This is a genomic window from Methylobacterium sp. 092160098-2, from assembly GCF_028920805.1.
In the GTDB taxonomy this organism is placed as follows: domain Bacteria; phylum Pseudomonadota; class Alphaproteobacteria; order Rhizobiales; family Beijerinckiaceae; genus Methylobacterium; species Methylobacterium fujisawaense.
In genome coordinates this window covers 3968666-3992520 of the sequence record NZ_JAQPZJ010000001.1, presented here as the reverse complement: position 1 = coordinate 3992520, position 23855 = coordinate 3968666, and the positions used below count along the sequence as shown (strand labels likewise).

At 69.3% G+C, this 23855-nt stretch carries 25 protein-coding genes; 13 read left to right on the top strand and 12 right to left on the bottom strand.

All coding sequences use genetic code 11. The features are described from left to right. Position 1: 1 nt before the first annotated feature. Positions 2–1156, bottom strand: coding sequence for a pyridoxal phosphate-dependent aminotransferase (locus tag PQI07_RS18775; RefSeq protein ID WP_043345942.1), 1155 nt, complete (start codon positions 1154–1156; stop codon positions 2–4). Between the two features lie 210 nt (positions 1157–1366). Between PQI07_RS18775 and PQI07_RS18770 the strand changes: the two genes are divergently transcribed. The 4 genes from PQI07_RS18770 (at position 1367) to aat (ending at position 5000) form a co-directional block, all read left to right on the top strand. Continuing rightward, on the top strand, positions 1367–2149 hold the full coding sequence (locus PQI07_RS18770; RefSeq protein ID WP_043345940.1) for a DsbA family protein: 783 nt from the start codon (positions 1367–1369) through the stop codon (positions 2147–2149). A gap of 157 nt (positions 2150–2306) precedes the next feature. Further along, positions 2307–2780, top strand: coding sequence for an acetyl-CoA carboxylase biotin carboxyl carrier protein (gene accB / locus PQI07_RS18765; protein WP_053610675.1), 474 nt, complete (start codon positions 2307–2309; stop codon positions 2778–2780). Between the two features lie 104 nt (positions 2781–2884). Next, positions 2885–4237 carry an acetyl-CoA carboxylase biotin carboxylase subunit gene (gene accC / locus PQI07_RS18760; RefSeq protein ID WP_043380714.1) on the top strand — a complete coding sequence of 451 codons (1353 nt, stop codon included), beginning with the start codon at positions 2885–2887 and terminating at the stop codon, positions 4235–4237. Positions 4238–4316: 79 nt separating this feature from the next. Then, positions 4317–5000, top strand: coding sequence for a leucyl/phenylalanyl-tRNA--protein transferase (gene aat / locus PQI07_RS18755; RefSeq protein ID WP_043757844.1), 684 nt, complete (start codon positions 4317–4319; stop codon positions 4998–5000). 66 nt (positions 5001–5066) lie between these two features. Here the strand turns inward: aat and PQI07_RS18750 are convergent, their stop codons facing one another. Both PQI07_RS18750 and PQI07_RS18745 read right to left on the bottom strand, forming a co-directional pair. Beyond that, complete coding sequence (locus PQI07_RS18750; RefSeq protein ID WP_274927170.1) at positions 5067–5432, bottom strand: hypothetical protein; 366 nt, start codon at positions 5430–5432, stop codon at positions 5067–5069. Between the two features lie 69 nt (positions 5433–5501). Beyond that, a complete protein-coding gene (locus PQI07_RS18745) occupies positions 5502–5708 on the bottom strand; it encodes a DUF2842 domain-containing protein (protein ID WP_043345928.1) in 207 nt (68 codons plus the stop codon). Between the two features lie 186 nt (positions 5709–5894). Here PQI07_RS18745 and PQI07_RS18740 point away from each other — a divergent pair, with 186 nt between their 5' ends. From PQI07_RS18740 to PQI07_RS18725, 4 genes are all read left to right on the top strand, one after another. Next, a complete protein-coding gene (locus PQI07_RS18740) occupies positions 5895–6998 on the top strand; it encodes a COX15/CtaA family protein (protein ID WP_075380352.1) in 1104 nt (367 codons plus the stop codon). Positions 6999–7148: 150 nt separating this feature from the next. Beyond that, the gene (gene trhA / locus PQI07_RS18735; RefSeq protein WP_043345925.1) at positions 7149–7832 is read left to right on the top strand and encodes a PAQR family membrane homeostasis protein TrhA; all 684 of its coding nucleotides are present in this window, start codon (positions 7149–7151) and stop codon (positions 7830–7832) included. Positions 7833–7972: 140 nt separating this feature from the next. Further along, positions 7973–9172, top strand: coding sequence for a glycosyltransferase family 4 protein (locus tag PQI07_RS18730; RefSeq protein ID WP_274927169.1), 1200 nt, complete (start codon positions 7973–7975; stop codon positions 9170–9172). Positions 9173–9316: 144 nt separating this feature from the next. Beyond that, positions 9317–10834, top strand: coding sequence for an undecaprenyl-phosphate glucose phosphotransferase (locus PQI07_RS18725; RefSeq protein WP_274927168.1), 1518 nt, complete (start codon positions 9317–9319; stop codon positions 10832–10834). Positions 10835–10876: 42 nt separating this feature from the next. On the opposite strand, the gene PQI07_RS18720 is transcribed toward PQI07_RS18725, so the two are convergent. The 9 genes from PQI07_RS18720 to PQI07_RS18680 form a co-directional block, all read right to left on the bottom strand. Next, a complete protein-coding gene (locus PQI07_RS18720) occupies positions 10877–11230 on the bottom strand; it encodes a hypothetical protein (RefSeq protein ID WP_078947280.1) in 354 nt (117 codons plus the stop codon). Between the two features lie 212 nt (positions 11231–11442). Continuing rightward, on the bottom strand, positions 11443–14013 hold the full coding sequence (locus tag PQI07_RS18715) for a TonB-dependent receptor (protein ID WP_274927167.1): 2571 nt from the start codon (positions 14011–14013) through the stop codon (positions 11443–11445). A gap of 247 nt (positions 14014–14260) precedes the next feature. Next, the gene (locus PQI07_RS18710) at positions 14261–14899 is read right to left on the bottom strand and encodes a hypothetical protein (protein ID WP_043348195.1); all 639 of its coding nucleotides are present in this window, start codon (positions 14897–14899) and stop codon (positions 14261–14263) included. Positions 14900–14912: 13 nt separating this feature from the next. Further along, complete coding sequence (locus tag PQI07_RS18705) at positions 14913–15806, bottom strand: ABC transporter permease (RefSeq protein ID WP_274927166.1); 894 nt, start codon at positions 15804–15806, stop codon at positions 14913–14915. Next, on the bottom strand, positions 15803–16552 hold the full coding sequence (locus PQI07_RS18700) for an ABC transporter ATP-binding protein (protein ID WP_043348201.1): 750 nt from the start codon (positions 16550–16552) through the stop codon (positions 15803–15805). Before PQI07_RS18700 ends, PQI07_RS18705 begins: the two co-directional genes overlap by 4 nt. Further along, positions 16549–16791 carry a hypothetical protein gene (locus PQI07_RS18695; protein ID WP_043380724.1) on the bottom strand — a complete coding sequence of 81 codons (243 nt, stop codon included), beginning with the start codon at positions 16789–16791 and terminating at the stop codon, positions 16549–16551. The genes PQI07_RS18700 and PQI07_RS18695 overlap by 4 nt, the downstream gene beginning before the upstream one ends. Next, positions 16791–17225, bottom strand: coding sequence for a cupredoxin domain-containing protein (locus PQI07_RS18690; protein ID WP_078947281.1), 435 nt, complete (start codon positions 17223–17225; stop codon positions 16791–16793). Before PQI07_RS18690 ends, PQI07_RS18695 begins: the two co-directional genes overlap by 1 nt. 67 nt (positions 17226–17292) lie before the next feature. Then, entirely contained in the window at positions 17293–18276 is a 984-nt protein-coding gene (locus PQI07_RS18685; protein ID WP_043348205.1) for a YVTN family beta-propeller repeat protein, read from the bottom strand. A gap of 121 nt (positions 18277–18397) precedes the next feature. Further along, positions 18398–19669, bottom strand: coding sequence for an ABC transporter substrate-binding protein (locus tag PQI07_RS18680; protein WP_274927165.1), 1272 nt, complete (start codon positions 19667–19669; stop codon positions 18398–18400). 186 nt (positions 19670–19855) lie between these two features. On the opposite strand from PQI07_RS18680, the gene PQI07_RS18675 reads away from it, so the two are divergent. The 5 genes from PQI07_RS18675 to PQI07_RS18655 are packed head-to-tail and all read left to right on the top strand — an operon-like array spanning position 19856 to position 23838. Continuing rightward, positions 19856–20383, top strand: coding sequence for a DUF3280 domain-containing protein (locus tag PQI07_RS18675; protein ID WP_043380837.1), 528 nt, complete (start codon positions 19856–19858; stop codon positions 20381–20383). Positions 20384–20410: 27 nt separating this feature from the next. Continuing rightward, positions 20411–21112: a (5-formylfuran-3-yl)methyl phosphate synthase gene (locus PQI07_RS18670; RefSeq protein ID WP_182591572.1), complete on the top strand. Its 702-nt coding sequence runs from the start codon at positions 20411–20413 to the stop codon at positions 21110–21112. Next, positions 21109–21684 (top strand): amino acid kinase family protein, encoded by a 576-nt coding sequence (locus PQI07_RS18665; protein ID WP_043355760.1) that lies wholly within the window; start codon positions 21109–21111, stop codon positions 21682–21684. The genes PQI07_RS18670 and PQI07_RS18665 overlap by 4 nt, the downstream gene beginning before the upstream one ends. Beyond that, on the top strand, positions 21681–23243 hold the full coding sequence (locus tag PQI07_RS18660) for a DUF6513 domain-containing protein (protein WP_043757874.1): 1563 nt from the start codon (positions 21681–21683) through the stop codon (positions 23241–23243). Before PQI07_RS18665 ends, PQI07_RS18660 begins: the two co-directional genes overlap by 4 nt. A gap of 4 nt (positions 23244–23247) precedes the next feature. Next, the gene (locus tag PQI07_RS18655) at positions 23248–23838 is read left to right on the top strand and encodes a DUF447 domain-containing protein (protein WP_043347043.1); all 591 of its coding nucleotides are present in this window, start codon (positions 23248–23250) and stop codon (positions 23836–23838) included. Positions 23839–23855 lie beyond the last annotated feature (17 nt).

Genomic DNA, 23855 nt, shown 5'->3' with positions numbered 1-23855 from the left:
CTCAGCGCAGCCAGGTCTTCAGCCGCGACACCGCTTCGCGGCACTCGGCCTCCGAGCCCGCGAACGAGAACCGGACGTGGTGGTGGCCGAGATCCGGGTCGAAATCGAGACCCGGCGTCGCCGCGACATCGGCCTCGTCCAGCATCCGCCGGCAGAAATCCGAGGCGTCGTCGGTGAGGTTCGAGACGTCGGCGTAGAGGTAGAAGGCGCCGTCGGCGGGATGCACGCGGCCGAGGCCGAGGGCCGGGAGCGCGTCTAGCAGGATCGCGCGGTTGCGCGCGTAGCCGTCGCGCACGGCGTCCAGGTCCTCCGTGGCGTCGAAGGCCGCCAGCGCACCGACCTGCGAGAGGTAGGGCGCCGAGATGTAGAGGTTCTGCGCCAGCCGCTCAATCGGGCGGACCAGCGCCTCCGGCACGACCATCCAGCCGACGCGCCAGCCGGTCATGCAATGGTATTTCGAGAAGGAGTTGATGACGACCGCGTCGGGGTCGAAGCGCAGGGCCGTGACCGTGGGCAGGCCGTAGCTTAGGCCGTGATAGATCTCGTCGGAGATCAGCGGCAGGCCGAGGATGCGCGTCGCCGCGCAGAGATCCTGCAGGGCGGCCTCCGTGATCACCGTGCCGGAGGGATTGGCCGGGCTCATCACCAGCGCCCCGGCGACCGGCGCGCGGGCATGGGTCTCTCGGAGCAGGGCGGCGGTCGGGGCGAAACGGTCCTCGGCGCGCAGCACCATCGGCGCCGGAACGAGGTCGAGGGCCGTCAGGATGCTGCGATAGGCCGGGTATCCGGGCTGCGGCACGGCGACCCGGTCGCCGGAATCGAACAGGCTCATGAAGGCGAGGACGAACCCGGCCGAGGATCCGGTCGTGATCACCACCCGCTCCGGGCTCACCGCGACGCCGTGCCGCTCGGCATAGTCCCGGGCGATGCGGGCCCGCAGGGCGGGCAGGCCGAGGGCCTCCGTGTAGGGGATGCGGCCGGTGGCGAGCGCCGCCTGCGCGGCCGCGATCACCGGGCCGGGCGCGGGGGCGGAGGGCTGACCCACCTCCATCCGCACCACGTCGACGCCAGCCCGCGCCTTGGCGGCGGCGGCGGCCATGACATCCATCGCGAGGAACGGCTGGACTGCGGCGGCCCGCCGGGAGATCGGGGTCATGGCATCCCTCGCTGCAAAGTCGTCTGCGCCGCGCTGCCGGCGCGCCGGGGGTAGACCCTCGCGGCCCGCGCCTCAACCGGATGCCGGACCGGCAGCCGCGACCGATTCGATCGGCACGGGCAGGATTTGACCGGACGCCGCGAAAACGCCTAACCCAGCCCCTACCGCTCGCGCCACGCGCGGGCCGGCCTGCCGCGCAAGCGAGGATCCATGCCTTTCATCCGCCCCCTGCCCGCGCTGGTCCTGGCGCTCGGCCTCGTCGCCGTCCCCGCCCTCGCGCAGACCGCGACGCCCCCCGCCGCGCCCTTCACGGACGCGCAGCGCGCCGGCATCGAGGCGATCGTCAAGGACTACCTGATCAAGCATCCCGAGGTGCTTCAGGAGGCCCTTGCCGAGGCTGAGAAGCAGCAGGCCGAGACGCAGCGTCTCGCCCAGGCCGCCGCCTTGAAGGAGTCGCGCGAGGCGCTGCTCAACGGGCCCCACGATGTCGTCGCCGGCAACCCGTCGGGCGACGTCACGCTGGTCGAGTTCTTCGATTACAATTGCGGCTACTGCCGCAAGGCGCTGGCGGACGTGCAGACGCTGATCAAGTCCGATCCGAAGCTGCGGGTGGTGATCAAGGACTTCCCGGTGCTCGGCCCGGAATCGCTTGAGGCGAGCCAGGTGGCCATCGCGGTGCGCCAGCAGCTCAAGGGCGACAAGCTGTGGGAGTTCCACCAGAAGCTCCTGGAGACCAAGGGCCGGGTGAACGGCGCCCGGGCGATCCAGGTCGCCAAGGACCTCGGCGCCGACACGACCAAGCTCCAGAAGGACATGGCCTCCCCCGAGGTGAAGGCCGCGCTCAGCGAGAACCGCGGTCTCGGCGACCGTCTGGGCCTCTCGGGCACGCCGGCCTTCATCATCGGCGACGAGGTGATCCCGGGCGCGGTCGGCGTCGAGCCGATCCGCAAGACCATCGCCGACGTGCGCCAGTGCGGCCACGCCTCCTGCTGAGCTGACGGATCGACCCGACGGACCCCGAAGGCGTTCCGCGCAGCCTTGTCGCGCCGGGGCGCCTTCGTCTAAGAGCCGCCAGCCGCAGGGCCGCGGTGGAGGTCCAGGGCCGAGCCCGGATGGACGCACCGACGTGCCGCGAGACGAAGTAGGCCGGATGCCAAAGAACGACGCCATCGATCCCGAACTCGTGCGCGAGCTCGCCAACCTCGTCACCGAGACCGGCCTGTCCGAGATCGAGGTCGAGAAGGGCGACCTGCGCATCCGTGTCGCGCGGCGGCTCGAACCCGTGAATGTTCAGGTGGCGGCGCCCGCGCCCCTCGCGGCCGTGGCCTCGCCCCCGGCGGCGGCCGCGGCGCCGTCCCCCCTCGCCCCGGCCGAGCCGGCCCGCGCGCAGCCCGGCACCGTGCCCTCGCCGATGGTCGGGACCGCCTATCTCCGGCCCTCGCCCGACGCCAAGGCCTTCGTGGATGTGGGCTCGAAGGTCGAGGTCGGCGACAAGCTTCTGCTCATCGAGGCGATGAAGACCTTCAACGAGATCGTGGCGCCCCGCGCCGGCACGATCAGCGCGATCTTCGTCGAGGACGGTCAGCCGGTCGAGTTCGGCGAGGCCCTGCTCGTCATCACTTAGGACGTCCGCCGGGCGCTCGCCGCTCCGTCCCGGACGATGCCGCAACTCAAGAGGATAGAGCATCCTGCGCGGTCCGGGATCGCCAGGACGCCCTAACGGGTCCGATGTTCGACAAGATCCTGATCGCGAACCGCGGCGAGATCGCCCTGCGCATTCTGCGGGCGGCGAAGGAACTCGGGATCGCCACCGTGGCGGTCCACTCCACCGCCGACGCGGATGCCATGCATGTGCGGCTGGCCGACGAGAGCGTCTGCATCGGGCCGCCCGCCGCCCGCGACAGCTACCTCAACATCCCGTCGATCATCGCGGCCTGCGAGATCACCGGAGCGGATGCCGTGCATCCCGGCTACGGCTTCCTCTCGGAGAATGCCCGCTTCGCCGAGGTGCTGGCCCATCACCAGATCGGTTTCATCGGCCCCAAGGCGCAGCACATCCGCACCATGGGCGACAAGATCGAGGCGAAGCGCACGGCGCTGAAACTCGGAATCCCCTGCGTGCCGGGCTCGGAGGGCGGGGTCGAGGATCCCCATGAGGCCAAGCGCGTCGCAGCGGAGATCGGCTATCCGGTCCTCGTCAAGGCGGCGGCCGGCGGCGGCGGCCGCGGCATGAAGGTCGCGCGCACCGAGGCCGAGCTTGAGCAGGCGATCGGCATGGCCCGGTCCGAGGCCAAGGCCGCCTTCGGCGACGACGCGGTCTATCTCGAGAAATATCTGGAGAAGCCCCGCCACATCGAGGTGCAGGTGCTGGGTGACGGGCGCGGCGGCGCCGTCCACCTCGCCGAGCGCGACTGCTCGCTCCAGCGCCGTCACCAGAAGGTGTGGGAGGAAGGCGGCTCGCCGGCGCTCAACGAATCGATGCGCGCTGAGATCGGCGGCATCTGCGCCAACGCCATGAAGGAACTCGGCTATCTCGGCGCCGGGACCGTCGAGTTCCTGTACGAGGACGGCCGGTTCTACTTCATCGAGATGAACACCCGCATCCAGGTCGAGCATCCGGTGACCGAGATGATCACCGGAATCGACCTCGTCATCGAGCAGATCCAGGTCGCCTCGGGTGGGGCGCTCTCGGTCAGCCAGGCGGACATCAAGGTCGAGGGCCACGCCATCGAGTGTCGGATCAATGCCGAGCACCCGGAGACCTTCCGGCCTTCGCCGGGCGAGATCACCCATTATCACACGCCGGGCGGCCTCGGGGTCCGGGTCGATTCGGCGGCGTTCCAGGGCTACCGGATCCCGCCGAACTACGATTCGCTGATCGGCAAGCTGATCGTCCATGGCCGGACCCGCAACGAGTGCCTGATGCGCCTGCGCCGGGCGCTGGACGAGTTCGTGATCGACGGCATCGACACGACACTGCCGCTGTTCCGGACGCTGGTCCGCAACCCGGACGTGCAGAACGGCCTTTACGACATCCATTGGCTGGAGCATTTCTTGGAAGACGGCGGCATGAAAGCCTGACCGGACCGGGGCGGGGCTGCGGCGACCGCTCCACGCGCGGGATCTGGTCTTCGCGCCGGCCGCGCGCGACACTCACGGCATGCACGATTCCGCCCGCGTGGACATCACCCCCGAGATCCTGCTGAAGGCCTACGCGGCGGGAATCTTCCCGATGGCGGAGGACGCCGACGACCCGACGCTCTATTGGGTCGAGCCCAAGGCGCGGGGCGTGTTGCCCCTCGACGCGTTCCGCGTCCCCCGGCGCCTCGCCCGGACGGTGCGGTCCGACCAGTTCGTGGTCCGCTGCGACACCGACTTCGAAGCTGTGATCGACGGTTGCGCCGCGCCGCGCCGGGACAGCGAGCGCACCTGGATCAACGCACGGATCCGCGAACTCTACGGCGCCCTGTTCGATCTCGGCCATGTCCACACGGTCGAGGTCTATGCGGGCGCGGACGGGCGGCTCGTCGGCGGCCTGTACGGTGTCTCGTTGGGGGCGGCCTTCTTCGGGGAGAGCATGTTCCACGAGGTGCGCGACGCCTCGAAGGTCGCCCTCGTCCACCTGATGGCCCGCCTCCGCGCCGGGCACTACCGGCTCGCCGATACCCAGTTCGTCACCGACCATCTCACCCAGTTCGGCGCCGAGGAGGTGCCGCGGCACGTCTACAAGCGGCGGCTCGCCGAAGCCCTCGATCAGGTCGCCGACTGGAATGTCTGGCCCGGCGACGGCTCGATGCCGGGCGCGCGGGTCCTCGAGGCTCTGGAATCTCCGGACCTGCCTTAAAGTCGAGATCCCAGAGGATCCCGGTCGAGATGCCAGGCGTCGGAGCGGACGATCCGGAGGCCGGCGTCAGCGCCGGCGCCGGTGCCGGTAGCCGGTCGAGAACGAGGCGTATTGCCGGCCGCGCGCGGACCGGTAGCGCCGGCGGCGGCTGGTGCTGGCCTCGGCCGTCTCCTCCACCTGCGGGATCGGCTCTGCCATGGCGGCCGCCGGGGTGGCAGCCGTGGCCACAGTGGTGTCGGCCGAGGCGTAGCCGCCGGCGACGTTCTTGGCCGCGGGGCCGAACATCGCGAGGCATTGATTGTAGGCGAGGTCGTTCTTCAGGCGCTCGCATTCACCGATAGAGCGCGGGGTCCCCTGAGCCAGGACCGGCAAGGGCGCCAGCATCACGACGAGGGCAGCCAGAGGCGTAAGGCATAGGGACGGGCGGTGCACGGAGCGGGATCTCGAGCGGGAACGGGCAGGCTTGTGATCCCCGAGTGCGGCAAAATCGAGGGATCGGCGTCAGCGATCGGGCCGCTCCATCCACCGGATCAGCGGCATCAGCGGGAAGATCCAGGCGATCCCGAGAATCGAGTAGATCACCGCCTGCACCGGCGCGGGCGTCTCCGCGATGCGGCTGTCGGCCAGGGCCATCGCCAGCGGGCCGTAGAGGCAGACGAAGGCGAGGATCACGAGGGTGCCGATCAGGGTTCGGGTGCGGCGGCGCATTGCTGTGTCCGTGGCCTCGCGGCCGGCGCTCCCGGCGCCGACCGGGGACGGCTACCGTCCTGTGGTCCGGTTGGCAACGCGCCCGCTGACGCGGGCTGCGGCGCCGGCGCCGTTGCTGGGCGGTCGGACATCCCCTAACCCGAAGGCGGCGGCCGGGGCATCCCGGCATCCGCGGAAGGGACGGGCATGGACATGAGTGGCGCGGGCGACCGGCGGTCGGGGGCGGTGCGAACCTGGCTCTACGTGGTCGCGGCCATGGTCGTCGCCATGGTGGCGGTCGGCGGCGCGACGCGTCTGACCGGGTCCGGCCTGTCGATCACCGAGTGGCGCCCCGTGACCGGGGCGATCCCCCCCCTCACCGAGGCCGACTGGGCCGCCGAATTCGCCAAGTACAAGGACACGCCGCAATACAACATCCTCAACCAGGGGATGGGGTTGTCCGCCTTCAAGGTCCTGTATGGCTGGGAATGGGGCCATCGCGTCCTCGGCCGGCTCATCGGCCTCGTGTTCTTCCTGCCGCTGATCGTGTTCTGGTGGCAGGGCCGGATAAGCCGGCGTCTCGGATTCGGGCTGCTCGGCCTCGGCGTGCTCGGCGGCCTTCAGGGCGCCATCGGCTGGATTATGGTCGCTTCGGGCCTCCAGCCCGGCATGACCGCGGTGGCCCCGCTCAAGCTCGCCCTGCACCTCACCACCGCCAGCCTGATCCTGGCCGGCCTCGTCTGGCTGGCGGCGGGCGAGCGCCGCGGCGTCCTGGCGCCGGTCCCGGCACGCCTGCAGGCGACCGCGATGGTGCTCCCGATCCTGGTGCTGGTGCAGATCTTCCTCGGAGGGCTCGTCGCCGGCTCCCATGCCGGCCTCGTCTTCAATACCTGGCCCACCATGGACGGCGCTTTCGTGCCGCCGCTGGACAGCCTGTTCGCGATCCGGCCCTGGATCGAGAACTTCGTCGACAACCACGCCCTGGTTCAGTTCGACCATCGGGTGACGGCCTATCTGGTCCTGGTCGTGGCGATCCTTCACGCCATCGACGCCCGCCTCACGGGGCCGGCGAACGCGGCCGGCCGCGCCAACGGTGTCGTGATCCTCGTTCTCGCCCAAATGGCGCTGGGGATCGCGACGCTGCTCCTCGCCGTTCCGCTCTGGGCGGCGCTCGCGCATCAGGTGCTGGCCATGGCCGTGCTGACGATGGCGACAGTCCATGCCCGGGTCAGCCGGGGATCCGGCGTAGTGATGCCGGCGGCCGCGGAGCCGCCCCTGGGGTTCGAGGGGCTGGCGAGAGGCCGGATCTAGGCTATCGTGCGGTGCGGCCATCGTGCTGCGCTGCACGAGACTTTTACCGCTTTTAGTGGAACCTTGGGATAACTCCGCATCAGCAACCTGCACGGGGAACGACTTAGACTTCTCAAGCTTTATGCTGCAAGCGTTGCAGGAGGCTTCAAGATGTCTCTCGCGGAAGATGGCCGACCCCTCTCCCTGACCTGGCACTACACGCCGCGGGAGATCGTGGCGGATGGCGTGATCCACGGCCTCGGCGTTCTCCTCGGTTTCGCCGGCGCGGTAGCCCTAGTGGCCACGGCGGTCACCACACATCTCGGCCTCGGCGAGCGGGCGGCAGTCGTCGTCTACGCCGCGGCACTGGTCCTGATGCTCGGCGTCTCTGCCCTCTACAACCTGTACCCCGTGAGCCCGCGCAAATGGCTGCTCCGCCGCGCCGACCACGCCCTGATCTACCTGATGATCGCCGGCACCTACACGCCGCTGGTCGCCCTCGTGGGTTCGGGGATCCGAGCCTATGCGCTGCTGGCGATCATCTGGGTGGTGGCGCTGATCGGGATCGCGGTGAAGCTCCTCCTGCCGGGCCGGTTCGATCGGCTGTCGATCGGCCTCTACCTGCTGCTGGGCTGGAGCGGCCTGCTCGCGTACGAATCCGTCATCGCAGCGCTCCAGCCCACGGCTCTGTGGCTGCTGGGCATCGGCGGGGCGCTCTACTCCATCGGTGTGATCTTCCACATCTGGCGGACCCTGCCCTTCCAGAACGCGATCTGGCACGGCTTCGTCCTGGCCGCGGCGGCCTGCCATTACGGGACGATCTGGGCCAGTCTGAACGGCGCACCGCTGACATAGGGCGGGATCGGTTGCGGCCTCGCACGTAAAATTCCGCTTACCGTCCTGACCGAAAGGTCGAGCCCCCCGATCCTGCTTTAAGTGTCCCGCGACCGTCGGTGGATCATAACTTGGGAACTTATATTCCCGGGAGCTGAACCGTGGTCCCGAAGTCGAACGCCCCTGGCCGTGCTGAGCGTTACCGGATCCTTCACGTGTTCCGGGCACCCGTAGGCGGCCTGTTCCGGCACGTGATGGATCTCGCCCGTCTGCAGGCCGCCGCGGGCCATCAGGTCGGGATCGTCTGCGACGCCACCACCGGCGGCGAGCGCGCCGCGGGAGCCCTGGCGGATCTGCTGCCGATCCTGGATCTCGGCCTCCTCCGCATCCCCATGCGCCGCAATCCGCATCCGTCGGACTGGTCCTGCCTCCGGAACGTCGCGCAACGGGCTGCCACGGTCGGCGCGGAGGTGCTTCACGGTCACGGCGCCAAAGGCGGTGTCTATGCACGCCTTGCCGGGGCGGGCCCGGCGATCCGCGCGTACACCCCGCATGGCGGCAGCTACAATTACCGTCCGGGCACTGGACTCCACCGTCTCTACATGGGGGCCGAGGCGATGCTGGCCCGCCGCACCGACGCGTTCCTGTTCGAGAGCGAGTACGTCGCCGGCCGGCACCGGCGCTTCGTCGGCGGTCCCGAGCGTGTGACGCGGATCGTGCACAACGGTATCGCCGAGGCCGAGTTCGCGCCCCTGGACCGCGTCGCGGAGCCCTTCGACCTACTCTATGTCGGCGAGCTGCGGGAGGCCAAGGGTCTGCCCTATCTGCTCGAAGCCCTGGTCCGGCTCCGCGCCGAGGGCCGGGCGCTGCGCCTGCTGATGGTCGGCTCGGGCCCGGATGCCCAGAGCCTCCGCGAGACCGTGGCACGCCTCGGTCTCGCCGACGCGGTGGCGTTCGAGCCGCCCCAGGCGATTCGCTCCGTCCTCGCCCGCGGACGGATCCTGGTCGTCCCGTCGCTGGCGGAATCGCTGCCCTACGTCGTGCTGGAAGCCGCGGCGGCGGCGCAGCCCCTGGTCGCCACCCGAGTCGGCGGCATACCGGAGATCTTCGGTCCGGCCGCATCCGATCTGGTCTCGTCCGGGGATGCGGGCGCGCTCGCAGACGGCATCCGGCGCGTCCTCGACGCCCCACCCGATGTGCTCGCCGCCCGGACGCAGAGCCTCAGCGCATCGATCCGGCAGCGCTTCTCGCTGGAGCGCATGGGCAGCGAGGTGATCTCCGGCTACGCCGCGGCCTTCGAGGCCCGCGCGCAAAGCCGCAAGCCTGCCCCCGGTGAGATCGCCGGAGCCCGGACCGCCTGAGTTCGGTCGCAGGGACGTGATGCGCCGGGGCTTGTGCGTCGCAGTGGAAAAAGCCGCGACAGCCTCGCCCTTAAGTCTTCAATCAATGCCCCGTGCCAAGCTCCGTTCGAAGTGGCGGCTGCAGGGCTCGGGGGGAGCCGATCGATGAGCGCGTTCGATATTCGCGATCTTCTCGACGCCGCCGTGCCGATGGAGGCCTCTTCGGCGCCGGCTCGTGGCAGCGTCCCCCTCGCCGAGGCTGCGGTTCCCGGGCCCACGGCGATCTCGCCCGTCGTCGTGGCCGGGCTGGTGCGCGCGCTGGAATGCGCCTTGATCTTCGGCCTCGGCACGCTCCTGCACATGCTGATGCTGCGCGGCCGCGTGCCGTTCGGTCTGACCTATGCAGGCGCCATCGGGATGATCGCCGTGACCACCGTGACGCTGATTCAGGCGTCCGGCGGCTATCGGATCGCCGCCTTCCGGAGCTTCTTCAGGACGGCGATCCGGCTGATCGTGGCGTGGTCGCTGACCTTTCTGATGGTCGCCACCGGCCTCGTGCTGGCCAAGGTGGCCGACCATTACTCGCGCCTCTGGCTGGGAACCTTCTTCGGCGCCGGCCTCGCGATGCTGCTGGTCGGGCGCTTCGTCCTCTTCCGGATCATCGACGCCCAGACCCGGGCCGGACGGTTCGACCGGCGCACCGCCATCGTGGGCGGCGGCCAGCCCGCGGAAGCCCTGATCGCCGCCCTGGAGACACAGAGCGAGAGCGGCATCCGCATCGTCGGCGTGTTCGACGACCGGAACGCCGATCGGTCATCGGACGTGGTGGCGGGGCATCCGAAGCTCGGCAATGTCGACGACCTCGTGGCCTATGCGCGGCACGCCCGGCTCGACCTGATCGTCTTCACGATCCCGATCACCGCGGAGGCGCGGATCCTCCAGATGCTCGCCAAGCTCTGGGTTCTGCCGATCGACATCCGGCTCTCGGCCCACGCCGCCAAGCTGCGCCTGCGCCCACGCAGCTACTCGTATCTGGGCTCGGTTCCGGTGCTCGACGTCTTCGACAGGCCGATCGCCGATTGGGACGTGGTGGTGAAGGCGGTGTTCGATCGGTGCGTCGGTCTGATGATGCTTCTGGCGCTGTCGCCGCTCATGCTGGTGATCGCCCTCGCCGTGCGCCTGACCTCCCGCGGGCCGGTCCTGTTCCGGCAGAAGCGCCACGGCTTCAACAATGAGCTGATCGAGGTCTACAAGTTCCGTTCGATGTACGTGGATCAGTGCGACGCCGGCGCCGCCAGGATGGTCACGCGGGGCGATCCGCGCGTGACGCCGGTCGGCCGCTTCATCCGCAAGACCTCGCTCGATGAGTTGCCGCAGCTGTTCAACGTGCTGAAGGGCGACCTGTCGCTCGTCGGCCCACGCCCGCATGCCCTTCAGGCGAAGGCCGCCAACACCCTGTACGATCAGGTGGTCGACGGGTACTTCGCCCGCCACAAGGTCAAGCCCGGCATCACCGGCTGGGCCCAGGTCAACGGTTGGCGCGGCGAGACCGATACGTCCGAGAAGCTGCAGCGGCGCGTCGAGCACGACCTCTACTACATTGAGAACTGGTCGGTTCTGCTCGACCTGCAGATCCTGCTCACCACGCCCTTCGCGCTGTTCAAAACCGAGAACGCCTACTGAGCGGAGGGGCCGGCACCCGAGCGGTGCCGGCCATGGGTGTCGCTACGGCAGGGCGCCCGCCTTCTCCTTGGCCTTCATGATCGTGTCGCGGCAGCCCTGAGCGTCCCCGGCCTTGTCCTGCTGGCTCGCCTGCGCGACGAGCTTCTTGGCCTCCTCGACACCCGCAGCCGTGGGCTTCACCGCGGCATCCGACTCGGTGAGCTTCGGCGGCGTGTCGAGCGCCTTGGGCGAGTTGGACGAGGTTGGGCCGCCGGGCGGCGTCTTGCCCGTCACTGCGACGGCGCCGGCGCTGTCGAGCCGCCTCTGCAGCGTAGAGACCTCGTCGGCGCACGGGGTCGCCAGGGCCGGCGTGGCGGCCGCCAGGGCCAGGGCTGCAACGGCGAAACGCATGATCATCAGGATGAAACTCCACGGTGTCGGATTGCGGCCGGCGCTGACATCCCGCTCCTGAGCGGATTGTGACGCGCCGGCGCGGCTACCGGGGAGACGCCGGGCAGACGGGCCCGTTCCCGAGACAGGAGGCCGCATGCAGGGCCGCGAAACGCGACGGGCGCCCCGCGCGGCCGGTCGGCCGCGGGAGGCGCCCGCTTCTGGACACCTGGGACGGATCAGTACTTCCGGATGATCGGCTCCGGCGACATCGGCACGGGGTCGGCACCGAAGGCGTAGCGGATGCCGGCGTAGACCGAGAACGGCTGCGCCAGGGTCGTGGTCCGCGGATCGCTGATCCGCAGGTTGCCGGCCACCGCGCCCGGCTCGGCAAAGGTGCCGAACGTGGCGTAGCGGTTGTTGGTCAGGTTGGTGATCAGGCCGAAGACCTCGAGGTTCTTCGTCACCTGATACTTCGTCTGGAAGTTCAGCACGTAGTAGGGCGGCAGCTTCCGGTTCAGGTTCGACTCGTCGCCGCGGAAGTAGGACGAGGAGAAGGCCTGGAGGTAGAGGCCGAACTGCCAGTCGGGCGTGACGAAATAGTCGAACCCGGCCTTGATCTGATGGGTCGGCACCAGCGGCACGATGTTGCCCTTGCGGACCTGGATCGCGCCGTCATCCGCCAGCGGGTTGTTGGGCGACGACAGGGTGCCGTTGAACTGGAAGGTCGCATCCACCAGCGCGTAGTTGGCGTAGACCCGCAGGTAATCCGCCGTGTACTCGCCGCCGACCTCGATGCCCTGCCGCTGCGTCGACGGCACGTTGACGAAATAGGCGCGGGCGGTGTTGCCGGGGGTGGCCAGCGACAGGATGTCGTTGGCGAGGTCGGTGCGGAAGGCGCCGATCTTGTAGGTGATGATGCCGCCGTCATAGGTGTTCGGCAGCTGGCCGCGGAAGCCGACCTCGTAGGTCCGCCCGGTGACCTGCTTGAGCGGCGGGTCGGCCACCAGCGAGTTCGGCAGCAGGCACGGCCGGTCCGGGTTGGCACAGGCCAGTTCCAGCGGGGTCGGGGCGCGGTTCGACTCCGAGTAGCTGCCGTAGAGGTTCAGCGCGTCGAAGAACCGGTAGGTCAGGCCGGCGACCGGGTTGATCTTGTTGAAGTAGTGCGTGCCGGTCACGTCCGGCGAGAAGCCGGTCAGATCCTCGCTCTGGATGCGCGCGAAGTTGAGCCGGGCACCGGCGGTCAGCGACAGCCGGTCGGTCACGTCGAGCGTGTCGAGGGTGTAGAGGCCCATATAGAGGTTGGAGCCGTTGACCGAGCTCGGCGCGATGCCCAGCGCGCCCGCGGTCCGCAGCTGCGGCGTGCCGAGGCCCGGGATGTTGCCGTAGAACGGGTTGCTCGGATCGGTGGTGATCGACAGGTTCGGGTTGATCACGCCCAGGGTGCTGGACGACTTGAACGAGTAGTTGGCCGCGTCGATGCTGCCGCCGACCACGAACGTGTTGGACAGGCCGAAGATCCGGTCGCGGTTGGCCGCCTGCAGCGAGCCGCCGAAGCCGGTGGCTTCCGTCCGGGTCGTGTCCAGCGTGCCGTACGGGATGCCCGCCCGGAACGGGATCCGCTGGTTCTGCTGGCCCAGGATCAGGAACTGGTTGCGGAAGGCGTTCTGCGACTGGCCGGCAGCCGGGCTGAAGCCGTCATCCTCGAAGCAGAGATTCCCGCGGAAGCTCGACCGTGTACTGCAATTCTCGAAGTTGCCGTCGTTGCCGTCGACGTAGGTCTGGCTGAAGCGGCGGAAATAGGCGTTGCCGGCGAGATCCCAGGTCGGCGAGATGTCCACCCGGCCGGTCAGCTGGAGGGTGCCGACCTCGGTGGTGGTGGTCTGCGGGTAGGTGAAGATCGCCCGCGGGTCGCGGTGGGTGAAGTCCACCGGGGTCGCGGCGGCGGCGCCGTAGAAGCTGCGGGCGGCGAGCCCGATCAGGTGGAACTCCGAATCCTGGGAGCGGTAGCCGATGTCGCCGTAGATCCGGCCGATCGTGCTCGGGCTCTCGTAGCGCCAGCCGCGGTCGTTCAGGCCGTCGCCGGTGAAGTAGACGCTCCAGGGGCCGGAGACCTTGCCGTATTCGAGGTAGCCGGCGGTGCGCGCGTCCGAGCCGCCCCAGGCCGAGATCTCGGTCCCCTGCCAGGTGAAGCCGTTCTTCATCTGGATGTTGACCGCGCCGCCCAGCGCGTTGAGGCCGAAGACCGGGTTGCCGGTGACGACGTCGATCCGCTGGATCGCCTGCGGGGGGATCAGGTCGAAATTGACGATGTCGCCGAAGGCTTCGTTGATGCGCACGCCGTTCTGGTAGACGGCGAGTCCCTGCGGCACGCCCTGGACCGGCGAGGCCGTGAAGCCGCGATAGGTGATGTCGACGCGGTTGTTGTTGCCCTGCGCGTCGGAGACGTTGATGCCGGGGGTGCGCCGGGCCAGCGTCGTGGTCAGGTTGTTGCTGGCGCGATCAATCGTGAGATCGCTGGCGGTGACCGACTCGACGGTGCTGGGGATCTTGTAGAGGGGCTGCTCGGAGCCGCGCAGCCGCGTTCCGATGCTCGGTCCCACCGAACCCGCCGGCGGCACCGGGCCGGGCCCGTTGAAGATCTGCGCCTGGCTCGAATTGCCGCCGCCGGACCCGACCGGCGACGTCGAGACGACGCTGATCTCGCCGAGCGTCACCGATTGCTGAGCCTGCACGGCGGTGGGGAGAACCGTCCCCGCCAGGACCGATGCTGACGCGACCAGGCTGCTCCGAAGCGCCCGAAGTGACATCCCCAACCCCCTCAAGACCGAACACATGCTCGTGACTTCCGAGCTTGGGTCTCTCTTGGCGGGTGCCGGGGACGCACACAATTGGTTCAAGAACACGCGAGCCGCGTTTCGGCTCTATTTCCGGTCGGAGCCAAGCTAAGCCGTCACGACGTGGTGAAACGGCAACAGTTTCGATAACGATCTCAGAGGCTTAGGGACGTTTCGGCAATGTGCCCGGGATGAATCGGCAAGAGGAGGCCGAACGCTGTCAGAGTCGCGCCTGGATCAGGCGGGCGAGCTCGCCGAGCCGCTGCTCCAGCAGCTGCGGAACCTCGCAGACATAGGTCAGTGACTGGCTTCGCTCCTGGAAGATCCGGCGATCCCAGGCGAACTTCGTCTCCAGCTCGGACTGGTCCTTGGGAAGCTCGGTGGCGTCCGAGGCGCTCGGCGCGTCCTTCACCTGGCTGATCTTGTCGGCCTCGTCGCGGATCCGCTCGGCCATCCGGCGCTGCCCCTGCGCGTAGCGCGCGATGCCGCTGACCACCTTGTCCCGCTCGCCGTTCAGCACCTCGAACACGCCCGCGAAGACACGCGTCAGGGCCTTGTCCTTCGCGTCCTTGTCGGACCCGAATTTCTCCACGAACGTATCGAGGAGCGGCCCGACCTGCGACAGGTCCGTGCGCCGGGAGGCGATTTTCTGCGCCAGGACCGCCGCATCGTTGTCGCTGCCCCAATCGCCGGCCGCCGCGACGTCCGGTCCGGTCCAGAACTGGCCGGCGCTCAGGGTGGCGACCTTGCGCTGGACGCAGGGCCAATTCGGGTCCGGCTTCGGCTGAGCCAGGGCGGGGCCGGAGAGAAAGGCCAGCCCCAGCACCGGGCCGAGGATGCGGGTGAGGAGGACGTTCATCGGGCAGGCTCCGTCAGGTGTTGTCGCCGGCTGGGCCGCCGCGCCGGGCCATGATGCCGCGACCGGGATCGTAGGCGACCACCGCCATGCCGAAAAAGGCGAGCCCCACGCCCACCACCACGGCGCAGGCGACCGGCTCGAACTGGACGTAGAGGGCGTAGCGGACGAGCTGGACCGCGTGGCTGAACGGGTTCAGCTCACAGATCCAGTACAGGGTCTCCGAGGATTCCCGGATCCGCCACAGGGGATAGAGGGCCGAGGAAGCGAAGAACATCGGGAAGATCACGAAGTTCATCACGCTGGCGAAGTTCTCGAGCTGGCGGACCAGCGAGGACAGGAACAGCCCGATCGCCCCGAGCATGAGCCCGGTGGCCAGGAAGGCCGGGAGCGCCGTGAGGTAGCCGAGCACCGGGATGTCGCTTTCCCAGAAATAGGCCACGGCGAGGAACGCGTAGGCCTGCACGATCGAGACGGCGACGCCGGCGATCAGCTTGGCGAGCAGCAGCAGCCAGCGCGGATAGGGCGAGGTCAGCAGAACCTTCATCGAGCCGACTTCGCGGTCGTAGACCATCGACAGGGACGACTGCATGCCGTTGAACAGCTGGATCATCACGGCGAGGCCCGGCACCACGTAGACCTCGTAGAGCACGTAGGTCTGGTAGGGCGGCTCGATGGACACGCCGAGCGTGTTGCGGAAACCCGCCGCGAAAATGAACAGCCAGACCAGCGGCCGGATCAGCGCCGAGAAGAACCGCTCCTTCTGATTGAAAAAGCGCAGCAACTCCCGGCGGACGATGCCGCCGAGGCAGATCAGGTAGCCCACCGCGTCGAGGCGACCGATCCGTTCCGTCTGGCTCCGCGGCGGGGCGGCGCCGATCCGTGTGGCGAGGGGTGTCGGATGGGTCATGCCGCCGCCCTCCCCGGTTCGGCCACGAGGCGGCGGAACGCGTCGGCGAGCGCCTCGCCGGGCATGCCGATCTCGCCGGCCCGTCCCCGGGCGACGATCCGGCCCCGGTGCAGGACCACCGCATCGTCGTCGTCCGCGATCTCCTCGAAGATGTGGGTTGCCCAGAGCACCGACAATCCCTCCTCCCGCACCAGGGCGCGGACGATCGCCACGATGTCGGCCCGCGACTCGAGGTCGAGTCCGACGGTGGGCTCGTCGAGGAGCAGCAGGTCCGGGCGGTGGATCAGCGAGCGGGCGATCTCGATGCGGCGCGACTGGCCGCCCGAGAGCGTGCGCACCTTGTCGTGGCGCCGGTCCGCCAGACCGACGCGGTCGAGGAGTTCGCCGACCCGGACCTTGGCGGCGGTGCGGGTGATGCCGTGCAGGCTCGCATGGTAGAGAAGATTCTGCTCGACGGTGAGATCGGTGTCGAGGGTGCGGGCCTGGAACACGACGCCGAGCCGCGCCAGCGCCCGGGACGGCTCGCGATCGAGGGCGTGACCGAAGATCGAGACCCTCCCCGTCTGGTTGTTGTAGAGCCGGGTGATGACCGAGAACAGCGTCGTCTTGCCGGCGCCGTTCGGCCCCAGCAGCGCGGCGAAGTGCCCGCGCTCCACCGTGATCGAGACGTCGTCCAGCGCGGCGCGGGCGCCGAACCGGTGGCCGACATGCTCGATCAGGAGGGCCGCCGCCTCGGATGTGCTCATCGGCCCAGGACCTTCCGGGCGTCGGACACGGCGTCGAGGCACTCGTCGAACTCGCCCTCCTTCTGCTCCCGCTCGGCCACCCGCAGGGCCTTCTTGAGCTTCGGCACGGCCGCCTCCGGCGGATTCAGCGCGAGGGCGTCGCGGATCATCGTGATGCCTTCGGCACAGGCGGAGGCATCGTCGGCCGCGAAAGCCGGACCGGCGGCGAGGAGGCAGGCGGAGAGCAGGAGGATGCGCATCACTTCACCGTCAGCGTGCCGGTCATGCCCTTGGATTCCAGGCCGCGCGCCGCCCAGGTGTAGGTGCCGGGCTTGATCGCCACGAACTCGATGGCGATCTCGCCGGGATCGTCGAACTCCAGGTGATCGGGCGGTCCGCCGCCGTGGATCTCCTTGTGCTCGATCACGATCTGGTTGAACCAGATGTAGCGGAAGAACTCCGGCGCGTAGAACTTGTATTCCTGGCGCCCCTTGGCGACGATCCGCAGCCGGTAGGCCTTGCCGGATTCGAGGGTGATGTCCTTGTTCTCGACCACGAAGTCGTTGCCCTGATCGTCGCCCAGGACGAGGTCGGGCAGGTTCTCTCGCTTCTTGGTCAGGTCGAGGGCACTCGCCGGGGCTGCGGCGAGCAGCCCTGCCAGGCCGAGGGCCGCCGTTCGAAACATGCGCGTCATGTCGTGTTCCACCCTAGGGCCGCTTCGCGCGCGGCCGTCCTCGCTTGGCGCCCGGAGGTCGCACGGATCAGTTCGGCGAGATCGCCACGCCCCAGGGCAGGAGCCCGACCGGGATGCTCTTCACCACCTTCTCGGCGGCCACGTCGATCACCGAGACGTCGTTCGAGGTGCCGTTCGTGGTGAACAGCATCTTCTGGTCCGGCGTGAAGGCCAGTTGCCAGACGCGCTGGCCGACCGGCAGATACTTCTCGACCTCGTAGGTCTTGGCATCGATCACCGCGACGCGGTTGGCCGGACCCAGGGCGACGAAGGCCTTGCTGCCGTCCTTGGTGATCCGGATGCCCACCGGCTGGATCGCCTCGTCGTTCACGCTCGGGATCTTGAAGGTGATCTTCTTGATCACCCGGCGCTGCGCCACGTCGATGACGCTCACCGTGCCGCCGACCTCAGCCGAGACCCACAGGTACTTTCCGTCGGCGGTGAACTCGGCGAAGCGCGGCCGGGCATCGACCAGCACGTTGTCGATGACCTGGAAGGTCTTCGTGTCGATGAAGTGGGCCATGTTGGTGGTTTCGGAGGTGTTGACCAGGACCTTGCCGTCCGGCGACAGGCCCATCCCCTCCGGCTCGACCCCCACCGGCACCTCGGCGAGCACCTTGTTCTTCTCGATGTCGATGATCGTGACCTGGCTGTCGTCCTCGTTGGCGACGTAGAGCGGGTTGCCGGAGGCATCGAGGATGAACTGCTCCGGATCCGGCCCGGAGCGCAGCGAGCGCACCACCTTGCCGGAACTGGTATCGAGCACGTCGATCCGGTCGTCGTCGCTGGCGCAGACGTACACCTCCTTGCCGTCCTTGGAGACGGTCACGCCGCGCGGGCGCCGCCCCACCTTCCAGGTCGCCGTCACCGCCATCGTGTTGGTGTCGATGACGCTGACCGAGTTGCCCTTCTCGTTCGTGACGTAGGCGGTGAAGGCAGCGGCCGGACCGCACAGGGCGAACCACGCCCCAAGGGCGATCCCACTCAGACATGCCTCGACGGGGCGGCTCATCCCAATTCCTTCCCTTGCGGCTTCCCGGCGTCCTCGGCGGACGTTCTCTCCGGTCGTTTGTAGTGCGATTCCCGCGCGTTGCGAGGGCCTTGGCCGCTCTCCATCGCCGCAGGCCGCGGGCCTACTTGAATTTGCAGGTGGTCTCCGGGAGGTCGACGCCCAGCGTGTCGAGGGGCGTGCGCTGGTGCAGGAAGCCCTGCTCGGGCGCGACGGAGACCAGCGCCTTGGGCTGCACTACGATGATCGCTTGGCGCAACTGATGGTCCCAGGGCCGGAAACTCAGCGGCACGCCCTTGTAGGCCGGAAGGGTGAAGGCGGGATCGACGAGGTACGGGGTGATCACGGCCGGATCGTTGGTCTTCTTCGCCGTGACGGCTTCGCCGACCGTCCGCACCGCCGCCCAGGCTTGGTAATCCAGCGGGCGCATCAGCCGCGATGCGAGCCGGCGGAAGCGGTTCTGGGCCTGCGCGGCGCCCCAGGTCTCCAGGACCGGCGACCACGTCGTGGGCGTCAGCGCCTGCGTTCCGCCAACGGGCCGCGGATCGACGGTGCGGTAGGGAACGTAGTCGCCCCAGTCGCCCTCCTCATCCGCCACGACGGCCATGTCGTAGTCGAGGCCCCGGGTGAAGACCATCGCCTCGGCCCGGGTCGGCGTGTCGCCGCGCGCCTTGGCGAGCGGGCCGAAGGTCCAGGGCTTCTCGGCGGTGATCTTCAGCGCGAATTTCCGCGCCGAATTGCGCATCGCGTCGGCGTAGGCCTTGTCGGCCTCGGTCGGGCCGACGATCAGGAAGAGCTTCCGCCAGCGCATCACGGTCAGGTACTGCGCCAGGGCATCGGTCAGCATCGCCCGGGACGGCAGGATGTGGAACACGTTGGCGCGGCAATCGGCGCCGCGCAGACGGTCGTCGGCCGCCCCAGCGTTGAGGATGACGGCCCCCGTGTCCTTGACCGCGTCCGCGACCGCCAGGACGGAATCTGCGGGGAGCGCCAGGACGAGGTAGCGGACGCCGTTGCCGATCAGCGTCTTGGCGGCCGCCACGGCGTCCGGCTTGTCGTCCGTCAGCGCCACCTCGTCGAGGACGTAGGACTGCTTGGTGAAACGGCCGGTGGTGTTGTTGTCGGCGATGCCCATCTTGGCACCGGCCAGGCCCTCGTCCTCGGGCGCCGCCTCGGCATCGTAGGAGGACGGCGCAGGCTGCGGCCGATAGATCAGGCCGATATGGGTCTCGATCCCCTGCGGGGCCCCGTGCTGGGCCGGTTGCGCCGCCGCAGCCGGGGCTTGGTCCTCGGCCCATGCCGACGGCGGAGCCAGGGCCAGCGCGACGAGGGCCGCGCGCAGCCAAGCCGGGCGCGTCGGAGGCCGGAAGACGGTGTCGGGTGCAGGATGATGCATGTGGGCGGCCTCTATCAGCTTCCGCTCTGGCCGCTCAACCGCGGCGTGTCGTCCCGACGTTCACGTTGCCGTCGTGGGATAGGTGGACGCGGAAGTACATTGCCAAATTGTCCCTTCGCCCGACCTATGGCGGGAACGACGCCGCCGATACGGGCGGCCGAACGCCTCGAGAGGAAGCTCCCGCCGATGCGCCTGACGTCTCTCCGCGCCGCGATTGCCTGCAGTTTCGTGGCGCTCTCGGCCGCCCTGCCCGGCGCGGCCAGCGCCGCCGAGAAGGCGGCCGTGTTTCCGGTCGAACTCTTCGATCCCGGCGCCTCCTATGGAACCCGGACGCGGCCGGTCGATGCGCGGAAACTCACCCTCGTCACGGACGAATTGCGCAACGCCCTCCGTGACAGGGCCGGGCTGGAGATCGTCGATACCGCATCCAAGGCCGACGTCGTCGCCAAGGAGGGGCCGCTCTACAAATGCAACGGCTGCGCGGCGGACATCGCCAAGAGCCTGGGTGCGGACCTCGTCGTGACCGGTTATGTGGAGAAGGGGTCCGGTCAGATCTTCAACCTGAGCGTCACGATCGCCGAGGCCGATACCGGCAAGGCGGTGCGCGGCGGCCAGGTGACGATCCGCGCCGACACCGACGATACCTGGGCGCACGCGATGCGCTGGGTGGTGAAGAACCGCCTGCTCGCCGAGCCGCTGCCCGGGAAGTCCTGAGACGGTCCGTTCAAGTCCGAGTGTTTCGTGCCCACGTCTTCAACCCAGCAAGATCCTCTGCCCCGGCTCCTCGTCAGCGTCCGCGATCCGGCTGAGGCCGAGGCCGCTCGCCTTGCGGGTGCCGACCTGATCGATGCCAAGGATCCGGAGCGCGGGGCGCTCGGCGCCCTGGACGACGGGATCGTGCGGGAGATCGTCGCCCGCGTGTCCGGCGGTGCCGCGACGAGTGCGGTGGCCGATCCCGCGGTCCGATCCGTGGCCGCCCTGGCGCGGACCGGCGTCGACTGGGTGAAGGTGGGCCTCACGCCAGCCCTGCTCCGGGATCCGTCGGCCCTGGTCGACCTTGTCGCGGCGGCACCGGGGCGGCTGATCGCCGTGCTGTTCGCCGAGGACGGCACGACGGCCCCGCATGTGCCCGCACTCGCAGCCGCCGGCTTCGCGGGCGCCATGGTCGATACCGCAGGGAAGACCGGCGCCCGCCTGCCCGATCTCGCCGCTCCCGCGGATCTCTCGGCCTTCACCGCCGCCTGCCGGGTGCACGGCCTGATGAGTGGCCTCGCCGGGTCGCTTCGGGTGATCGACATCCCGGTTCTGTGCGCATACCGGCCGGATTATCTCGGCTTCCGCGGCGGCCTGTGCCGGGACTTCGACCGCCGCAACGGCATCGATCCCCTGCGCGTGGCTGAGGCGCTGCGCGCCCTCCGGCCGAGCCGGCAGGACGCGGCGTGACCACCGTCATCAAGATCGGCGGCAGCCTCGAAGCGGATCCGCATCGCCGCCGCGCCCTGCTGACGGCGATCGGCGACGGGGCGCACGGGCGCTGCATCGTGGTCCCGGGCGGCGGCGCCTTCGCCGACGCCGTCCGGGCCGCGCAGGCACGGGAGCGGTTCGGCGATGCCGAGGCCCATCGCCGGGCCCTCGATGCCATGAGCGACGCGGCCGGAATCTTCCGCGGGATCGAGCCGCGTCTGGCGCAGAGCCTGGAGCCCTGGGCGGAGACCGCGCCCGCCCGGATTCGGGTTTGGAATCCGCGCGGCCTGCGCGGCGGCCATCCGGACATTCCGGAAACCTGGGACGTGACCTCGGACAGCCTCGCCCTCTGGCTCGCGACGCGGATCCGGGCCGAGCGCTGCGTCCTGGTGAAATCCATCGATGTACCGCAGGGCCGGGATCCCGTCGCGCTGGCGCAGGAGGGGATCGTGGATGGCGCCTTCCCGGGCTTCGCAGCCAAGTTCGAGGGGGCGATCGAGATCTGGGGCCCGCAGTGCCGCGTTGCGGTCGAGACGAGGACGGCCGCGTGAGCACCCCCGAGCACATCGTCTTCGTCACCGGCCGTCTGGCCCGGGCGCGGCTCGAGAAGGTCGCGGCGGGGCTGCCGGAGAATCTGCACTGGAGCATCGCGGATGCCGGCGTGAAGGTCGCGGCGCTGATGACCGAGGAGATCATCCGCCGACGGATCGTCCTGCCCGAGGGCGCCACCCGGATCATCCTTCCGGGCCGGTGCCGGGCCAACCCGGAGCATCTCGCCGCCCATTTCGGTGTGCCCGTGGAGCGGGGACCCGACGAGGTGGTCGACCTGCCGGCCTGGCTCGGCCTGACCGCGCGCAAGGTCGATCTGTCCCGGCACGACCTCCGGATCTTCTCGGAGATCGTGGATGCGTCGAAGATGAGTGTCGCACAGATCGTCGCTAAGGGCCTCGATCTCGCCCAGCGCGGCTCGGACGTCATCGATCTCGGCGGCTTGCCCGACACCCCGTTTCCGCATCTCGAGGAGTCCGTCCAGGCCCTCAAAGGCGCAGGCCTGAAGGTCAGCGTCGATTCCTTCTCCCGCGAGGAACTGGTCCGGGGCGCCGGGGCCGGCGCCGACTTCCTGCTGAGCCTGAACGAGGAGACCCTCGATCTCGCCTTCGAGACCGACGCGGTGCCGATCCTCGTGCCCCTGCGGCCGGACGACCTGCCCTCCCTGGATCGCGCGATCGAGCGCATGCTGAAGGCGGGACGCCCCTTCCTCGCCGATCCGATCCTGGAGCCGATCCATCACGGCTTCGTCGATTCGATCGCGCGCTACCGCGACACCCGCGCCCGCTGGCCCGAGATCGACATGATGATGGGCACCGGCAATCTCACCGAGCTGACCGAGGCCGATTCCCTCGGCGTCACCGCGCTGCTCGTCGGCATGTGCTCGGAGCTGTCGATCGGCAACGTGCTGATCGTGCAGGTCTCCAACCACACCCGGCGCACCGTCGAGGAGCACGACGCCGCCCGACGGGTCATGTACGCGGCCAAGGCCGATTCCGCGCTGCCCAAGGGATACGGTCGGGCGCTGCTTGCCCTCCACGACAAGCGCCCGTTCGTGCAGACGGCCGACGAGATCGCCCAGGCCGCCGCGGAGGTGCGCGACCCGAATTACCGGATCGTGACCGCCGAAGACGGGATCCACCTCTACAATCGCGACATTCACAGGGTCGGCACCGACGCGATGGCCTTCTTCCCCGAACTCGATGTGGCTAGCGACGGCGCCCACGCCTTCTATCTCGGCGCCGAACTGGCCAAGGCGGAGACGGCGTGGCGGCTCGGCAAGCGCTACGTCCAGGACGAAGCGCTCGACTGGGGCTGCGCCGCGGACGCCGACATCGAGGATGCCACCGCCTTCAAGAAGGCCGGCCATACCCGGCATTCGGGACCCGATGCGCCGCCACCGGGGACACGCGATGCCCGGCTGACCGGGCCCGAGGCCGGCGCAACGCCGCCCGAGACCATTCCCGAAGCCCAGGTGCGGGCCGAGGCCGCGCCCGAGCGTCCGCAGGACCCGCCGACGAAGCTGGTCTGCGGGCGCCTCGTCCCCGCCGACAAGGCGTGAGGCCATGCCGCTGATCCTCGAGACCATCGTCACGACCCTGTCCCCGGCGGGCGAACTGCACCTCGTTCCGTTCGGACTGATCGGCGAGGATGACGGCTACGTCCTCGCGCCGTTCCGGCCGTCGCCGACCATCGCCAATCTTGAGGCCAACCCCTGCTTCGCGGCCTCGAGCCCCCGCGACATCCGGGTGATCGCCGGCGCGGTGACCGGCCGACGCGAATGGCCGACGCTGCCCTGCACGGCGATCGAGGGGCGCCGCCTCGCCGACAGTTTCGGCCACGCGGAGTTCGCCGTCGCCGCCGTCGAGGCCCACGAGACGCGGCCGCGCTTCCGCGGCCGCGTGGTCCACAGCGCCGCGCACGCGCCGTTCATCGGCTATAACCGCGCGCAGGCCGCCGTCCTCGAAGGCGCCATTCTTTCGACCCGGCTCCACATGTTGGAGCCCGATAAGGTGTTGACGGAGATGGCCTACCTCGCCATCGCCATCGGCAAGACCGCTGGACCGCGCGAGCGCGAGGCCTGGGGTTGGATCGAGGACAAGGTCGCGGCGGCGCTCGGCCCCGAGGCGCGCGTTCTCGATCGCGACGACCGCTGAGGGCGGGAGGAGAAGGA

Coding starts and splice junctions, on each gene's coding strand:
- PQI07_RS18675 (WP_043380837.1), top strand. CDS start 19,856: ATGCGCCTGACGTCTCTCCGCGCCGCGATTGCCTGCAGTTTCGTGGCG.
- PQI07_RS18655 (WP_043347043.1), top strand. CDS start 23,248: ATGCCGCTGATCCTCGAGACCATCGTCACGACCCTGTCCCCGGCGGGC.
- PQI07_RS18720 (WP_078947280.1), bottom strand. CDS start 11,230: ATGATCATGCGTTTCGCCGTTGCAGCCCTGGCCCTGGCGGCCGCCACG.
- PQI07_RS18770 (WP_043345940.1), top strand. CDS start 1,367: ATGCCTTTCATCCGCCCCCTGCCCGCGCTGGTCCTGGCGCTCGGCCTC.
- trhA (WP_043345925.1), top strand. CDS start 7,149: ATGTCTCTCGCGGAAGATGGCCGACCCCTCTCCCTGACCTGGCACTAC.
- PQI07_RS18695 (WP_043380724.1), bottom strand. CDS start 16,791: ATGCGCATCCTCCTGCTCTCCGCCTGCCTCCTCGCCGCCGGTCCGGCT.
- PQI07_RS18725 (WP_274927168.1), top strand. CDS start 9,317: ATGAGCGCGTTCGATATTCGCGATCTTCTCGACGCCGCCGTGCCGATG.
- PQI07_RS18745 (WP_043345928.1), bottom strand. CDS start 5,708: ATGCGCCGCCGCACCCGAACCCTGATCGGCACCCTCGTGATCCTCGCC.
- PQI07_RS18685 (WP_043348205.1), bottom strand. CDS start 18,276: ATGAGCCGCCCCGTCGAGGCATGTCTGAGTGGGATCGCCCTTGGGGCG.
- PQI07_RS18705 (WP_274927166.1), bottom strand. CDS start 15,806: ATGACCCATCCGACACCCCTCGCCACACGGATCGGCGCCGCCCCGCCG.
- PQI07_RS18715 (WP_274927167.1), bottom strand. CDS start 14,013: ATGTCACTTCGGGCGCTTCGGAGCAGCCTGGTCGCGTCAGCATCGGTC.
- PQI07_RS18740 (WP_075380352.1), top strand. CDS start 5,895: ATGGACATGAGTGGCGCGGGCGACCGGCGGTCGGGGGCGGTGCGAACC.
- accC (WP_043380714.1), top strand. CDS start 2,885: ATGTTCGACAAGATCCTGATCGCGAACCGCGGCGAGATCGCCCTGCGC.
- PQI07_RS18700 (WP_043348201.1), bottom strand. CDS start 16,552: ATGAGCACATCCGAGGCGGCGGCCCTCCTGATCGAGCATGTCGGCCAC.
- PQI07_RS18710 (WP_043348195.1), bottom strand. CDS start 14,899: ATGAACGTCCTCCTCACCCGCATCCTCGGCCCGGTGCTGGGGCTGGCC.
- PQI07_RS18680 (WP_274927165.1), bottom strand. CDS start 19,669: ATGCATCATCCTGCACCCGACACCGTCTTCCGGCCTCCGACGCGCCCG.
- PQI07_RS18690 (WP_078947281.1), bottom strand. CDS start 17,225: ATGACGCGCATGTTTCGAACGGCGGCCCTCGGCCTGGCAGGGCTGCTC.
- accB (WP_053610675.1), top strand. CDS start 2,307: ATGCCAAAGAACGACGCCATCGATCCCGAACTCGTGCGCGAGCTCGCC.
- aat (WP_043757844.1), top strand. CDS start 4,317: ATGCACGATTCCGCCCGCGTGGACATCACCCCCGAGATCCTGCTGAAG.
- PQI07_RS18775 (WP_043345942.1), bottom strand. CDS start 1,156: ATGACCCCGATCTCCCGGCGGGCCGCCGCAGTCCAGCCGTTCCTCGCG.